Raw genomic sequence first — 14,020 nt, forward strand, 5'->3', positions numbered from 1 at the left:
CAATCGATAACGACAAGGCATCGGCGCCATGATCGACACCCGTCTCCTGCGTTCCTTTACCGTCCTCGCCGAGGAGCTGCATTTCGGCGCGGCGGCGCGGCGCCTGCACATCGCCCAGCCGGCGCTGACGCGGCAGATCCAGCAGCTCGAGGCGCGGCTCGACGTGACGCTGCTGGAGCGCACCGCGCGGCGGGTCAGCCTGACGGCGGCCGGGCGGGCCTTTCTCACCCGTGCCCGCGGCGTCCTCAATGAGCTGGAGGAGGCGGCCGCGGAGGCGCGCCGGGTGGCCGAGGGGCAGGAGGGCGCGATTCGCGTCGGCTTCATCCACTCGTCCACCTACGGCATCACGCCGCGCATCATCCGCCACTTTCGCGAGCGTTACCCGTCGGTCTCGCTGGACCTGCACGAGATGCCGATCGACGCGCAGATCCCCGCCCTCCTCAACGGGACGATCGACGTCGGCATCCTGCGTCCGCCCCTCTCGGACGCGCGGCTGGCGACGCGGATCCTGGCGCACGAGCGGTTCGTCATCGCGCTGCCGCGCGGCCATGCCCTGTCGGGCGAGGGGACCGTGTCGCTGCGGTCGCTGGCCGGGGAGCGGTTCATTCTCTTCACGCAGGAACGCAGCCCGCTGTTCTACGAGCGGATCAAGGCGATGTGCCATGCGGCCGGGTTCAGCCCGCACGTCCAGCAGCACGCGACCCAGATCCACACCATGGTCGGCCTCGTCGCCGCCGGGATCGGCATCGCGATCCTGCCGGAGGTCGCGCGCAACCTGCACCTGCCCGGCGTATCCTTCTGCGCCATCGAGGAGAACCCGCCGACGGTGGAGGTCGCGCTCGGATGGCGCACGGGCGACGCCAACCCGGCGCTCGCCGCCTTCCTTGGGGTGACGCACGCGCCCCTCGTCGCCACCGACGAGGCATGACGGCGCGCGCGCGGCGGCGGCCGGCGCGGGGGTCGATCGGTGGAGTGGCCAAGGCGTGGCAATGTTGTATGATTAATTTTGCGGGCGGTCGCACAACGCGGCGCGCATGAGGATGAGGAGCCGGACCCCGTTTTGGCAATGAGCGAGGATGCGAAGGTGCCGCGCTACCTGGCGCGCGAGATCGAGGACGACCTTCGTGCCGCGATCACGTCCGGTCAGTACCGCACGGGCGACAAGCTGCCCACCGAGAACGCGCTGGGGCAGAAATACGGTGTCAGCCGCACGGTGGTGCGCGAGGCGATCGCAGGCCTGCGGGCGGCCGGCACCGTGGTCTCGCGCCGTGGGAGCGGGGTGTTCGTCGCCGAGGAGCGCCTGCCGGTGCTGCCGCCCCCGGCGGAGGACTGGCCGCGCAAGGTGCCGGACGTGATCGACGCGCTGGAGCTGCGTGCGGCGGTGGAGGTGGAGGCGGCGCGCCTTGCCGCCAGCCGCGCGTCGATCGGGCAGATCGAGGAGATCTACGCCGCCGAGCGCATCTTCGCGCGCAAGATCGCCGACGGCGCGGACGCTGCGGCCGACGACTTCGCGTTTCACCGGGCGATCGCGCGGGCGACCAACAACGCCGCGTTCGACCGCTTCCTCGCCGAGCTGGGGCCGCGAACGATCCCGCGCCGGGAGTTGGGCATCGCCCACGGCACCAAGGAATATGCCGCCTACATGGCGCGCCTGGAGGCCGAACACCGCGCCATCGTCGCCGCGATCGAGGGGCGCGACGCGCAGGCGGCGGCGGCGGCGATGGCGGCCCACCTCCTCGGCTCGTTGAAGCGATACCGCGATCTGTCGCGGCTGGCGGGTGAGCGGGCGTAATTAATCGTATAACTCGTTGACCTAGTCATACAAATGTATAAGCGTACGCGCCACGGCAGGGCGCAACGCCCGGCTCGATGTCGCGTCGCGGACAGGCTCAGATCCGGTCCCGGTCGCCGCGGCATCCTGTGACAACGAGAGCGCCCCGAGGGGGCGCCGGCGGTGCGGGCCGGGGCTCCGACCGTCGAACCTGGAGGAACCCTATGCCCGCCCATTGGAAGCGACTTCTGCTCTGTGCCGCGTTCGCCACCGTCAGCACCGCCGCGCTGGCCGACTATCCGGAGAAGGACCTGCGCATCATCGTGCCGTGGGGTGCCGGCGGCGGCACGGACGGGATCGTGCGCAAGATCGCCTCGATCGCCGAGGACGCCTACGGCCAGTCCATCTACGTGGAGAACATCGAAGGCGGCGTCAGCGCGACGGGCGTGTCGCAGCTGATGAACGCGCGGCCGGACGGGTACACCATCGGCGCGCTGACCTACGACAGCATCGTCACCGTCCCCTGGCAGGGCTTCCTGCCGGACTACGACCTCGGCAAGCTGGACTACATCGCCCGCATCACCGCCGAGCCGGACGCGCTGATCGTCTCCACCTCGTCGGGCTACGACACGTTGGAGGACGTGCTGGCGGCGGCCAAGGACGCGCCCGGCAAGGTGCGCATCGGCATGCAGAACGTCGGCTCGCGCGTCCATCTCGCCGCGCTGCAGCTGCAGAACGAGACGGGCGCCGAGTTCAAGCTGATCGCCTATCCGGGCGGCGCGGCGGCGCAGAAGGAGGCGATGCTCAACGGCGAGGTCGACATCGTCGCCACCAGCCTGGGCGACTTCGCGTCCGTGATCGAGGACGGCGCCGGCAAGGGCGTGGTCGAGTTTACCGACACCGCCAACCCGACCTACGAAGTCCCGACCGCGGCCGACCTCGGTCTCGCGCTGCGCATGGGGAGCTTCATCGTCCTGGCCGCCCCCGACGGGACCCCGCCCGAGGCGCTGGAGAAGATCGAGGCCGCCTTCCAGACCGCCTACGAGAGCGAGGAGTTCCAGTCCTGGCTCGCCAAGGTCGGCGTGACGCCGGCGTGGCTGCCGATGGCCGAGGTACCGGCTTGGGCCGAGGAGACGACCGCCAGCGTGTCGGCCCAGCTCGACAAGCTCGTCGAAGACGGCGTCATCTCCAAGTAGATCGCTCAAGCCGCGCGAGCGGGCGGCCGCGGCCTTCGGGGCGCGGCCGCCCGGTGCGTGGGGGTAACGTATGCCAAGACAAAAGGCCCTTGTGAGCCGCCTGGCCCTGCCGGCCGCGCTGGCGGTGATGGCGGGCGTCTACGCGGCCGGCATCCCGAGCGTGCGCACGCTGTTCGGCAAGGGGTTCGTCGACACGCGCTTCCTGCCCAAGATCCTGGTCGCGATCGCCGCGGGCGCGCTGCTGGCGATCATCGTCCGCGAGGTGCGCACCTGGCTCGCCGAGCGGGCGGTCCCCGCCGATGACGCACCGGCCGAGCCCGGCGGGTTCGAAGCGGTCAAGCCGTTCGTGCTGTTCGCGGCGATCCTGGCCTATATCGCGGCGTTCAAGCCGGTGGGCTTCCTGATCTCGAACATGGCGCTCGGACTGCTGATCCTCTGGCTGTTCGAGTTCGGCGTCGGCCGGCCGGTGGTGCGCGTGGCGGCGGCCGCGGCGGTGACGGCGGTGGCCTATCTCCTCTTCGCGGTCGCCTTCGGAACGCGGCTCGCCCTGCTGCCGGGGGGCTACTGATGGAGTTCCTCGGCCACATCGTCGGCGGCTTCGGCGCGCTGTTCGAACCGATGAACTTCGCCTTCCTGGTGGGCGGCTTCCTCATCGGCACCTTCTTCGGTGCGGTGCCGGGGCTGACCTCGGTGCTGGCGATCGCGCTGCTGTTGCCGATCACCTACTCGATCGACGTCACGCCCGCGCTCATCATGTGTGCGTCGATCTTCATGGCGGGGATGTATTCGGGGTCGATCACGGCGATCACCATCAACATCCCCGGCGCGCCGTCCTCGATGATGACGGCGATCGACGGCAACATCCTCATGAAGGAGGGGAAGGGGGCCAACGCGCTCGGCCACGCGGCGCTGGGCTCGATGATCGGCGGGTCGATCGGCGCGCTCCTCCTCATCCTGCTGATGCCGCTGGCAGCGGAGCTGACGCTCCTCATCCGCACGCCGGGGAAGTTCTCGCTGGTGCTCTTCGCGCTGGTCGTGATCATCCTGGTGCAGCGCGACGACATCGCCAAGACGGTGCTCACCACGGTGGCCGGCATGATGATCGCCACCATCGGCATCGACGTGATGCAGCCGGTGCCGCGCTTCTCCTACGGCACGTCGCAGCTTGTGCAGGGCATCGACCTGATGCCGCTGATCATCGGCGCCTTCGCGATCTCGGAGCTGATGATCCAGGCGCGGGCCGGGGCGGCGGAGCTGTCGGCCGCGCGCATCCGGGAGGCGGCGAGCAGCCTGCGGCGCATGGACTTCATCCCGCCGCTGTCCGAGGTCCGGCAGATCGGCGTCGTGGGCTACCTTAAGGCGGCGCTGATCGGCTACGGCGTCGGCATTCTGCCGGGCGTCGGCGGGTCGATGGCCGCGTTCGTCGCCTATGCGGACGCCAAGCGCGGCGCCAAGCCGGAGGAGCGCTTCGGCAAGGGGAGCCGCAAGGGCATCGCGGTCGCCGAATCGGCCAACAACGCCATGTGCGGCGGCGCCTTCGTGCCGATGCTGATGTTCGGCATCCCCGGCGATCCCACCACCGCGATCGTCCTGGGCGTTCTCGTCGTCAACGGCTTGCAGCCGGGGGCGAAGCTCCTGGAGAATCAGGCCGACCTGATCGCGCCGATGTTCACCTCGCTGCTGGTTTCGGCGCTGGTGCTGATCCCGCTGACATTGTTCCTGCTGGGGCCGCTCTTCATCCGCATCGTGGCGATCCCGCGCGGGCTCCTCTACACCGGCATCGCGGTGGTGGCGCTCGTCGGCAGCTACGTCGCCACCTTCTCGATCTTCCAGATGGTGCTGGCGGCGCTGTTCGGGCTGCTCGCCTATTTCCTGCGGCGCGGCGGCTATCCGGTGGTCTCGCTGCTGCTCGGCTTCATCCTGGGGCCGGACCTCGAACTCTACCTGCGCCGCTCGCTCTCGCTCAACGACGGGGACCCGACGGTGTTCCTGACCAGTCCGGACAGCCTGGCCTTCATCGGGCTGTCCCTCGTCTTCATCTATCTGATGGAGATCGGCCCGCGGCTGAAGGCCCGCCGGCACAAGACCAATCCTTCCTCGCCCAGTCAGTAGGACGACCCCCATGCATCCCAATGAAGTGAAGGCCGCGCTCGGCGCGGGCCTTCTCTCGTTCCCCGTGACGCCCTTCGGCCCGGACGGAGCGTTCAATCCCGCGCCCTACGAGGCGCACATCAGCTGGCTGTCCGGCTTCGGCGCGTCGGCGCTGTTCGCCGCCGGCGGCACCGGCGAGTTCTTCTCTCTCGACCCCTCCGAGGTGCCGCAGATCATCACCCGCGCCAAGGCGGCGGCCGGGTCGACCCCGATCGTCTCCGGCTGCGGCTACGGCACCGCGACCGCGGTCTCGCTGGCGAAGGCGGTGGAGAAGGCGGGTGCGGACGGCATCCTCCTCCTGCCGCATTATCTGATCGACGCGCCGCAGGAGGGGCTCCTCGCCCACGCCAAGGCCGTGTGCGACGCGGTCGGCATCGGGGTGATGATCTACAACCGGGACAATGCCCGCTATGCGCCCGACACCGTCGCGCGGCTGTGCGACGCATGCCCCAACCTCGTCGGCTTCAAGGACGGTTCGGGCGACATCGGCACGGTGCGGCAGATCACCGCGAAGATGGGCGACCGGCTGACCTACCTCGGCGGCATGCCGACGGCGGAGCTGTTCGCCGAGGCCTACCTCGGCGCGGGCTTCACCACCTATTCCTCGGCCGTCTTCAACTTCGTGCCGGGGCTGGCGATGGAGTTTTATGCAGCGTTGCGGGCTGGCGAGCGGGACAAGACCACGGCGATCCTGGAGTCGTTCTTCTACCCCTTCATGACGCTGCGCGACCGATCGAAGGGGTACGCGGTCTCCGCGATCAAGGCGGGCGTGCGTCTCGCCGGGTACGATGTCGGCCCGGTGCGCGCACCGCTGACCGATCTCACCGGCGAAGAAGAGGCGATGCTGGCCGAGATCGTCGCCCGGCACAGCTGAGCGACGGGGCGGCTCCGGCCGCTTCATTTCGCTCCCGGCCGGAGTGTGACCTTCGACATGGCGCTGTTTGGATGCCATGGTGAAAGACACATGCCACCTGCCGAGCCTCGACTTACTGAATGAGCGAACTGGAAAGAGACGTCAGCGATATTGCCAGGATCAAGGCCATCCCCACGATCCTGGATATCATCTGCCGCATGACGGGAATGCGTTTCGCAGCCGTGGCCCGGGTCACCGAAGACCGCTGGATCGCATGCGAGGTCCATGACGAGATCGACTTCGGGCTCAAGCCCGGTGGCGAGCTCGAGGTCGAGACCACCTTGTGCAACGAGATCCGTCAGAGCGGGACGGCGATCGTCATCGATCATGTGGCCCAGGACGAGGTCTACTGCCGGCATCATACGCCCGAGCTCTATGGTCTCCAGAGCTACATCTCGATGCCGATCGTCCTTTCCGACGGGACGTTCTTCGGCACCTTGTGCGCCATCGACCCCGAGCCGCGCACGCTCAACACGCCCGAGACGCTGGCGATGTTCGAGATGTTCTCCGACATCATCGGCTTCCAGCTCAGCGCACTGCACCGGGTCGACCAGGCCGAGGCGAACCTGTTGGACGAGCGCGCCGTGTCCGCCCTGCGCGAGCAGTTCATCGCCGTGCTGGGCCATGACCTGCGCAATCCGCTCGCCTCCATCGGCGGCGGTGTGCGGATCATCCGGCGTGAGGAGCACACCAAGAAGTCGGCCGAAGTCCTGACGATGATCGAGGGCAGCGTGCGCCGGATGGCCGGGCTGATCGACAACGTGCTCGACTTCGCGCGCGGACGGTTGGGGAGCGGCATCACGCTGGACCGCAAGGTCGAACTGCTGGAGCCGGTGTTGCAGCAGGTGGTCGACGAGCTGATGGTGGTGATGCCCGAGCGACGCATCGTCGCCGACTTTTCGCTGCCGCAGCCGATCGAATGCGACCGGGCGCGGATGGGGCAGCTCGTCTCCAACCTTCTCGGCAACGCGCTCGTCCACGGCGATCCGGCGACCCCGGTGCGTATCGTCGCCAAGGCCGACGGCGCGACCTTGAAGATCGACGTCGCCAACGAGGGGGCGCCGATCCCGCCGGAGGCGATGGCGCGCCTGTTCCAGCCATTTTTCCGCGGCGAGATCCGGCCGAACCAGCAGGGGCTCGGCCTCGGCCTTCACATCGCTTCGGAGATCGCGCGGGCACACGGCGGCGAAATCGCCGTGTCGTCGAGCCCGGAGCAGACCCGGTTCACCTTCGAGATGCCGCTGGGCCGCGCCTAGGCCGGGCGGTCACGCACGCGCGCCGTCGGCATGGGCGGCACGGAAGGGCACCAGGCGGCGCAGTTCTTCGTCCCACAAGGTGAGCCGCACGCAGGCGAGGCTCTCGCGCAGGGTCAGCCGGTTGGTGTGGCGAAGCTCGGGAAGGTCGCGCAGCACCTCGGGCAGGCGGTAGTGCGGGATGCGGCTCGACAGGTGGTGCACGTGGTGGATGCCGACGTTTGCGGCGAACCACCGCAACACCGCCGGCAGCGCGTAGTGCGAGCTGCCGTGCAGGGCGGCCTCGGGGTGGGTCCAGTCGGCGTCGCCGTCCCAGTGGGTGTGCTCGAACTGGTGCTGCACATAGAAGAGCCAGACCCCGGCCGCCGACGCCAACAGCACGATCGGCAGGTGGATCATCAAAAACGGCCCGATCCCGATCGCCCACGTCACGCCGGCGACGGCGGCGAGGATGGCGAGGTTCGTGCCCATGGTGCTCAGCCAATGCATCAGTCCGCCGCGCATGAAGCCGATCGGCAGGCGGTGGTGCAGCAGGAAGACGAAGAACGGCCCCAGCCCGAAGAGGATCAGCGGGTGGCGGTAGATGCGGTACTGGATCCGCCCGCGCAGACTGAGGTTGCGGTACTCGCGCACCGTCAACGTGGCGACGTCGCCGATGCCGCGACGGTCGAGGTTGCCGGCGCCGGCGTGGTGCAGCGCGTGGGTGCGGCGCCAATGGTCATAGGGCGTCAGCGTGAACACGCCGAGGACGCGGCCGAGCCAGTCGTTCAGCGACTGCCGGCGGAAGACCGAGCCGTGGCCGCAGTCGTGCTGGATGAGGAAGAGGCGGACGAGGAAGCCGGCCGCCGGCAGCGCGAGGAGGAGGGTCAGCCCATAGCCGACGCTAGTGAGGGCGAGCCACATCGCGGCCCACAGCGCCACGAACGGCAGCGCCGACAGCGCGATCTCGGTGAGGCTGCGCCGCACGTCCGGATCGGTGTATCGCGCCAACTCGCGCCGGATGGACCGGGCGTCGATCGTCGAGGGCGGCGGCGTCGGGGCGGAGGCGCCCGGTACGGATTGAGCGGTCGTCACATCGGCCTTGAGGCGATCGGCGGCAGCGCGAGGCAAGTCATTCGGACCTTTCGGTTGGGGAAAGTCGTGGGTGGCGAGGGCGCCGGGCGCCCCCGAGCACGGGCCTATGCCGTGGCTTCGCCGACGGTCGAGGGGGTCGAATGGCGGGCCTCGCGATGGAGGGCGCGCAGCGTACCGAGGTTGAAGCGCTTGTCCTCGACGGCCATCACCAGGTCGTCCGGCCGCAGGCTGGCGCACTCGGTGACGGCATAGTCGATCGCCTCGGCCGCCGTCGCGAAGCGACGATAGGTGAGGCCGCTGCGTTTCGCGCCGCTGCGCCGGAGGAGAAAGATCTCCGCCGGCTGGGAGTAATCGTCATCCGTCATCATGGCGGCAGGGTCGACGTTTCGTGCAGTCATCATGGCTTCTTTCCTGTGCTGACGACCTTCGGAACGCCGGGCGTCTGGAAGAGGGGGTCTTGCAGGTATTTCGGTCCGGCGCGCTTCTTCGCGGCCTTGACGTCGGCGCTGCTGGCCTTTTTCGCCTCTTTGCCGGTTCGCATTTGGCCCTTGGCCATTTCGATATGTCCTTGCTGGCGGCACGATCATCCGCATGGCGGGGCGGCCGGTCGCCGGCCCCGAGATCGACATGGATGAGGTCCCCGCGCGCCGCGACGGTGCGGCCGCTCGGTCGAAACAGGTGCGGGAGACGGCCCCGGAGCGCGCGATCTTCAGTAGATATGGCGCTCGCGAGAGGAATAAACAATCCGTGCCCGGGCGGAGGGGGCGGCGAACTCTCGCGCCCGGGCCATGAAAATCCCCAGGCTGGCCGCCGTTTTGGGCCGCCGGTCGGCCGCTTTACATGCCCGGCCAATGAAAAATATTTGTTCCAAATGCGGTATGATGGTGCCTCGTGCAAAAAGACCTTGAAACGGGGTGACAAAGCGGCTATCTGCGGGATGCTAAGTTATCACTATCGACCACTGTCTCCTTTCTGGCTGCAGTCTGCGATTTTGCTCTGACGGCGCCACGACTGCCGCACGTTGCGGGCAGCGAATATGAAGGAGTGACACGATGGCCACTGGCACCGTGAAATGGTTCAACGCCACCAAGGGTTTTGGTTTCATCCAGCCGGATTCCGGCTCGCGGGACGTGTTCCTGCACATCTCTGCCGTCGAGCGGGCTGGCCTCAGCCAGGTCGACGAAGGTCAGAAGGTGAGCTTCGACATCGAGAAGGGCCGCGACGGCCGTGAGTCCGCAGCGAACCTGCAGCTCGAGAACTAATCGATCCCGCTTCGGCGGCGCGTCCGCGCCGCCGAAGCAACCGTTCCCGGCCATCGGCCGGTATGGAGCACCAGCCGCGCCCGCGCGGCTGGTGCTTTTTTTGTGGCGTTCCGTCCGCCCGTCGCCGGGCCCGGCCTAACGGACCACCTCGATCTCGGACGGCTGCCAGGTCTTGTCGAAGAAGGCCGCCAACGGGCTGTAGAGACGCAGGATGAGCACCCAGCCTTTGGCCGGATCGGTCTGGATCCAGTTGCCCCGGCCGACGTCCGCCGGCTGCTCCGGCGAGAAATAGACCGTGGTCGTGCCGTCCGCATCGGCCTGCGCCGCGGGCGAGGGGTAGTTCTGGCTGCCGGCACGCGGATATTTCTGCGGTGTCTGCAGCATCGAGCGGGTCTGGTTGTCGTACAGCGTGAACGACCAGAAGGCGGCCGCGGGGATGCCCTTCGGCAACGTCACCTTGTAGGTCTCGGCACCGTCGAAAAAGCGGCCCTCCGCGTCCTTCGCGGCGAAGAGATATTGCGAGCCGACACCGGCCAGCCGCATCGCCATCGCCGGGGTGATGCCGGTCGCCATGTAGAAGAACGAGGTCCGCGCGTCGTTCTGCTTGTACCCCGTCGGGGGGTAGGGCTTGGCGCCCTCGGCGGTGATCTCGGGCAGCGGCGTCTCGAAGTTGTAGCCCCCGGCGAAGAGCGGGTTCCACCACTGCGAATTCTCGTAGTAGGTCCACTCCGGATCGCGCGGGGAGAAGCCCAGCGTCCGGCCGGTGGCATTCGCGACCGCGACCGCTTCCGCCAGGATCGCCTTCATCCGCGCATCCGGCGCGAAGTCGTGCCCCTTCTTGATGCCGACCGCCGCGATCGGCCCCATCAGCTCCGGATCGAGCGCCGTGGCCGGCTCGCTCTGCACCAGCGCGTCGAGCATCTCGTAGTACGAGGCGTCGCTCGGCGGGATGGTGTTCATCACCCGGCCGGTGCCCTCGTGCCAGACGGGCGTCTCGGGCTCGGCGGCGCGCCCCAGCTCGACCCCGCCCTCCAGGTAGCGCGCGATCGACAGTCCCACGCCCCCCGGCGCGTAAGGGTAGAGCCGGGTGTGTGCCTTGATCGCTTCGACGGTGGGCGCTGGGTCGCCGTCCGTCAGGAACGAGCGGCCGAGCATGATGACGCGGTTCGTCCGCGCGTGGGCGACGTAGAAGCCGCCTTCGGGCAGGACGCCGTCGTAGCCCGGACCGACGATGAGATACTTGCCGCCCTCGCCGCGGTCGGGCCCGGAGCGGCCGAAGTCGATCACCCAGCGGAACCACATGTCGTCGATCGTGCCCAGCGCGCCCGGCGGCGTCTCCAGCACCATCGGCCCGTCCGAAAGGTCGAAGAAGCTGAGATAGTAGATGGTGTCGGCGTTTGCGGTCAGGAACAGAGATGCCGAGTCCATCAACTCGGAAAACACCAGCATCTCGCCGTCCTTGATGCCGGCGGCGACAAAGCCCTCGTGCAACGCCTGCATGCTCACGCCCTGGAAGGCGTCGGTGAAGGCGCGGAAGGCGTAGGTGAAGTCGAGATGGTCGTAGACGGCGGTGGCGGTGGCCTCGCTCGGCGCGCCGTCCTGGAAGGTGAGGGTGCCGAGACGCGACTCGACGCTGCCAGGCGTCGAGACCGATGCGAGACCGGCGTCAGGCCCTTGGGCCGCTGCCGCGGTCGCGACGAAGAGCGCGCACGCGGCGCCGAGCTTGACCGATCGAACAAGCATTGAGCGTTCCTCCTAAACAATCGTGTTTGGTATGACGCTAGGGGGAACCCCCGGTTGTGTCTTGCCCATTTCACGCCAATCTTCGCGATGCCGCCGGTTCGCCGGCTCCGCTCCCATTCGATCGATGGACGGCAACATTCCTTTTCACGTGTCGACCGATTTGGAATATGTCGAAACGTCGAGGTTGGCCGGCGGCGTCGCGCCGCCGGTCCATGGGGCGGCGGAGGCGGAACGATCGTGCCGGTTCGGGAGGCCAGGAGCAGACCCTCGCGCGCCCCGTCCCGGCGCGCGGCGGGCTCGGTGTGACGACGCCACCGCTCATCTTCCGGGCGGCGCACCTCCGTCTCTTCATCGGCGTGTTTCGCGAGAACGGCGTCCCCGTGGAGCAGGCATTGGCCCGCTCGCCGCTGCCCCGGTCGATCGAAACGCAGCCCGATGCCTACGTCAGCCTGCCGCTGGCGCTGCCGTGGATGGCGCACACCGGGCGCGATCTGACGACGATGGAGCTCGGCTATCTCGGGTCGCGGGACGTGTCGCTGGGGGCGCTCGACGTCAGGCTGCAATCGTCGATCCTGAGCGCGGTCAGCGGATTGCAGCGGCTGGAGCACGCGCTGCGCCTGGCGACCATCGAAGACAGCGCCCTCGTCGGCGCGATGCGTTGGGAGGGGGAGCACCTGCGGGTGTCGATCGCGATGCCGCGCCTCGCCCGCCACCCTCATGCCTGCCTCGTCGAGTGGGTGAACCTGCAAGCGATGATCGCGGTGGTACGCAGCGTCGCCGGACCGGCCTGGGCGCCGCAGGAAATGACGCTGGTCTCACGCGCCGAGGTGCCGGGCGTCGCGCTGGAGGCGTTCGGGATGACGCGCGTGCGCTCGGGCCATCCGCTCACCTCGATCCTCGTCGAGCGCGAGGCGTTGCTCCCGGCCGGGACGCTCCCCCATCGCCCCGCCGCGCCGCTGACGGACGAGGCCGCCCCCTGGACGTTCGCCGCCGCGCTCCGGTCCGCGATCCAGCCCTATGTCGTCGCCGGCGAGGTGCCGGTCTCGCTGCCCCAGGTGGCGGAGCTGGTGGGCACGAGCCCGCGAACGCTGCAACGGCGGCTGAAGGTCTCGGGCACGACCTATGCGCAGATCGTGCAGCAAGCCCGCTTCGACCTCGCGCGCCAGTGGCTCGGCGACGCCTCCCTCAAAGTGGGCGAGATCGCCGCGATGGCGGGCTACGAAAACCCGCAGCACTTCTCGCGCGCCTTCCGCAAGCTCGCCGGCGTCACGCCCAGCGACTACCGCCTCCTGACGGCCGCGCGGTAGCGCCGTGCGGCGAGGCGGCCCCGGACGCCCCTGGCGCCGGCGAAGCGGGCGGCCGTGGGCGGGGACGTCGTTACGAGGGGCGGCGCAGAACGTCCTGCCACTCGGGATGGCGGTCGAACTGGGCCTTCGCGAAGGGGCAGAGCGGAATGATGGCGATCCCGTCGCGGCGGGCGTCCTCCACCGCCTGCCGGACCATCCGCTCCCCGACCTTGCGGCCCCGCAGCGCGGCGGGCACGTGCGTGTGGTCGATGATGACGAGCCGCTCGCCCGCCCGGCTGTAGGTCATCTCGGCCTCGGAACCGTCGACGATCAGCCGGTAGCGCCCCTTGGCGGCACCATCGACCCGTTCCACGGGCGCCTCGGTGGCGGGTGGTGCGGCCGTGGCCGCGACGGCGTCCGGCGTCCGCACCCGTCCGGGGCGCCCCTGGGGTCCGTCGAGCAGGTCCCGGTCCCAGCCCCCCAGGTCGGCCGCGGCCTCGTAGGTCGACACGAGGAAGGACAGGAGGGCCGCGCCGGGATCGGCGGCGCTCGCCACTGCCTCGTAGGGGAGGATGAACTCGCCCATGCCGTCGTGCCAAAATGCGGCATCGGGCTGCACGGGAGCGGCGCGGAAGCCCCCCGGCGTGGGGTAGGCGTAGGCGTAGAAGGCGGGGTAGTCGATCCCGCCGCCGCCGGGCCAGAAGCCGGCCGACGCGACCTCGCGGTCGTAGGCTTCCTGGGCGACGTCGTCCGGAAGGGCCGGGATGCCGGCGGGGTGGAGTGGCGCGCGCCGGCCCGAGAAACGGGTGACCGCCAGGTCGAAGCTGCCCCAAAAGAGGTGGACGGGGCTCGACTTGCCGAGAAACGACGTCCGAAAGGTCTGGAAGACCCCATCGATCGCCAGCAGCGCCCGATGAAACCGGTGCACGGCGTCGCGGTCGTAGGGGCGGTCGCGGTGATCCTCGCGGAAGGGCACCGGGTTCGGCAGCTCGTTCGGCCGCCCGTCGAAGGTGGGCGTCCCGCCGAGGTCCGTCACCAGCCGCACGAAATCGGCGTGGAAGGCGGCGACGGTGGTGGCGCCCAGCGCGAACTGCGCCCGGCGACCGTCACCGCTGGTGCCGCTGACCGTGTGCTCCCGCAGGTCGAACCGGATCTCGATGCCGGGACCGTCCGGGATCAGCGACGAGGTGAGGCCACGCGGCGTCACATGGAAGGTCGCGGACCAGGAATGGTTCAGCCAGGGCGCGTGCGCGATCCGGTATTTGCCGGCGATCTGCAGGTAGAGATGCAGGGCGGCGCACGTCTCGCGCCAGCCGAGGTAGTCGAGTTGGGGCCACGTGTCGCGCATTTTGCGTCCTCCATGTCGCCGGG

The 14,020-nt window shown here is 69.0% G+C and carries 14 protein-coding genes; 9 read left to right on the plus strand and 5 right to left on the minus strand.

The window, feature by feature from the left end; all coding sequences use genetic code 11:
• Positions 1-28 precede the first annotated feature (28 nt).
• From MRB58_RS16870 to MRB58_RS16900, 7 genes are all read left to right on the plus strand, one after another.
• Positions 29-928 (plus strand): LysR family transcriptional regulator, encoded by a 900-nt coding sequence (locus tag MRB58_RS16870; RefSeq protein ID WP_244778270.1) that lies wholly within the window; start codon positions 29-31, stop codon positions 926-928.
• A gap of 138 nt (positions 929-1,066) precedes the next feature.
• Positions 1,067-1,792, plus strand: coding sequence for a FadR/GntR family transcriptional regulator (locus tag MRB58_RS16875; RefSeq protein ID WP_244778271.1), 726 nt, complete (start codon positions 1,067-1,069; stop codon positions 1,790-1,792).
• Between the two features lie 203 nt (positions 1,793-1,995).
• Positions 1,996-2,967 carry a tripartite tricarboxylate transporter substrate binding protein gene (locus MRB58_RS16880; protein ID WP_244778272.1) on the plus strand — a complete coding sequence of 324 codons (972 nt, stop codon included), beginning with the start codon at positions 1,996-1,998 and terminating at the stop codon, positions 2,965-2,967.
• Positions 2,968-3,058: 91 nt separating this feature from the next.
• On the plus strand, positions 3,059-3,535 hold the full coding sequence (locus MRB58_RS16885; protein ID WP_244778273.1) for a tripartite tricarboxylate transporter TctB family protein: 477 nt from the start codon (positions 3,059-3,061) through the stop codon (positions 3,533-3,535).
• On the plus strand, positions 3,535-5,079 hold the full coding sequence (locus MRB58_RS16890) for a tripartite tricarboxylate transporter permease (RefSeq protein ID WP_244778274.1): 1,545 nt from the start codon (positions 3,535-3,537) through the stop codon (positions 5,077-5,079). The genes MRB58_RS16885 and MRB58_RS16890 overlap by 1 nt, the downstream gene beginning before the upstream one ends.
• 10 nt (positions 5,080-5,089) lie before the next feature.
• Complete coding sequence (gene kdgD, locus MRB58_RS16895; protein WP_244778275.1) at positions 5,090-5,992, plus strand: 5-dehydro-4-deoxyglucarate dehydratase; 903 nt, start codon at positions 5,090-5,092, stop codon at positions 5,990-5,992.
• A 119-nt stretch (positions 5,993-6,111) separates the two neighbouring features.
• Positions 6,112-7,287, plus strand: coding sequence for a GAF domain-containing sensor histidine kinase (locus MRB58_RS16900; protein ID WP_244778276.1), 1,176 nt, complete (start codon positions 6,112-6,114; stop codon positions 7,285-7,287).
• Between the two features lie 9 nt (positions 7,288-7,296).
• On the opposite strand, the gene MRB58_RS16905 is transcribed toward MRB58_RS16900, so the two are convergent.
• The 3 genes from MRB58_RS16905 to MRB58_RS16915 all read right to left on the minus strand — a co-directional run bounded on the left by MRB58_RS16905 (position 7,297) and on the right by MRB58_RS16915 (position 8,914).
• Complete coding sequence (locus MRB58_RS16905; RefSeq protein WP_244778277.1) at positions 7,297-8,358, minus strand: fatty acid desaturase; 1,062 nt, start codon at positions 8,356-8,358, stop codon at positions 7,297-7,299.
• Between the two features lie 104 nt (positions 8,359-8,462).
• A complete protein-coding gene (locus tag MRB58_RS16910) occupies positions 8,463-8,759 on the minus strand; it encodes a hypothetical protein (protein WP_244778278.1) in 297 nt (98 codons plus the stop codon).
• Positions 8,756-8,914 carry a hypothetical protein gene (locus tag MRB58_RS16915; protein ID WP_244778279.1) on the minus strand — a complete coding sequence of 53 codons (159 nt, stop codon included), beginning with the start codon at positions 8,912-8,914 and terminating at the stop codon, positions 8,756-8,758. Before MRB58_RS16915 ends, MRB58_RS16910 begins: the two co-directional genes overlap by 4 nt.
• 496 nt (positions 8,915-9,410) lie before the next feature.
• Here MRB58_RS16915 and MRB58_RS16920 point away from each other — a divergent pair, with 496 nt between their 5' ends.
• Positions 9,411-9,620: a cold-shock protein gene (locus MRB58_RS16920; protein WP_244778280.1), complete on the plus strand. Its 210-nt coding sequence runs from the start codon at positions 9,411-9,413 to the stop codon at positions 9,618-9,620.
• 135 nt (positions 9,621-9,755) lie between these two features.
• Here the strand turns inward: MRB58_RS16920 and MRB58_RS16925 are convergent, their stop codons facing one another.
• Positions 9,756-11,363, minus strand: a complete 1,608-nt coding sequence (locus tag MRB58_RS16925; protein ID WP_244778281.1) for a DUF1254 domain-containing protein — start codon at positions 11,361-11,363, stop codon at positions 9,756-9,758.
• A 302-nt stretch (positions 11,364-11,665) separates the two neighbouring features.
• On the opposite strand from MRB58_RS16925, the gene MRB58_RS16930 reads away from it, so the two are divergent.
• Positions 11,666-12,670 carry a helix-turn-helix transcriptional regulator gene (locus MRB58_RS16930; RefSeq protein ID WP_244778282.1) on the plus strand — a complete coding sequence of 335 codons (1,005 nt, stop codon included), beginning with the start codon at positions 11,666-11,668 and terminating at the stop codon, positions 12,668-12,670.
• Positions 12,671-12,740: 70 nt separating this feature from the next.
• Here the strand turns inward: MRB58_RS16930 and MRB58_RS16935 are convergent, their stop codons facing one another.
• Positions 12,741-13,997, minus strand: coding sequence for a DUF5996 family protein (locus tag MRB58_RS16935; RefSeq protein ID WP_244778283.1), 1,257 nt, complete (start codon positions 13,995-13,997; stop codon positions 12,741-12,743).
• Positions 13,998-14,020: the final 23 nt, after the last annotated feature.

It is taken from the genome of Acuticoccus sp. I52.16.1, from assembly GCF_022865125.1.
GTDB lineage: Bacteria > Pseudomonadota > Alphaproteobacteria > Rhizobiales > Amorphaceae > Acuticoccus.

Excerpts from the sequence above, each read along its gene's own strand:
- MRB58_RS16935 (WP_244778283.1), bottom strand. The coding sequence starts at position 13,997 with ATGCGCGACACGTGGCCCCAACTCGACTACCTCGGCTGGCGCGAGACG.
- MRB58_RS16900 (WP_244778276.1), top strand. The coding sequence starts at position 6,112 with ATGAGCGAACTGGAAAGAGACGTCAGCGATATTGCCAGGATCAAGGCC.
- MRB58_RS16915 (WP_244778279.1), bottom strand. The coding sequence starts at position 8,914 with ATGGCCAAGGGCCAAATGCGAACCGGCAAAGAGGCGAAAAAGGCCAGC.
- MRB58_RS16875 (WP_244778271.1), top strand. The coding sequence starts at position 1,067 with ATGAGCGAGGATGCGAAGGTGCCGCGCTACCTGGCGCGCGAGATCGAG.
- MRB58_RS16910 (WP_244778278.1), bottom strand. The coding sequence starts at position 8,759 with ATGATGACTGCACGAAACGTCGACCCTGCCGCCATGATGACGGATGAC.
- MRB58_RS16880 (WP_244778272.1), top strand. The coding sequence starts at position 1,996 with ATGCCCGCCCATTGGAAGCGACTTCTGCTCTGTGCCGCGTTCGCCACC.
- MRB58_RS16925 (WP_244778281.1), bottom strand. The coding sequence starts at position 11,363 with ATGCTTGTTCGATCGGTCAAGCTCGGCGCCGCGTGCGCGCTCTTCGTC.
- MRB58_RS16870 (WP_244778270.1), top strand. The coding sequence starts at position 29 with ATGATCGACACCCGTCTCCTGCGTTCCTTTACCGTCCTCGCCGAGGAG.
- kdgD (WP_244778275.1), top strand. The coding sequence starts at position 5,090 with ATGCATCCCAATGAAGTGAAGGCCGCGCTCGGCGCGGGCCTTCTCTCG.
- MRB58_RS16920 (WP_244778280.1), top strand. The coding sequence starts at position 9,411 with ATGGCCACTGGCACCGTGAAATGGTTCAACGCCACCAAGGGTTTTGGT.
- MRB58_RS16890 (WP_244778274.1), top strand. The coding sequence starts at position 3,535 with ATGGAGTTCCTCGGCCACATCGTCGGCGGCTTCGGCGCGCTGTTCGAA.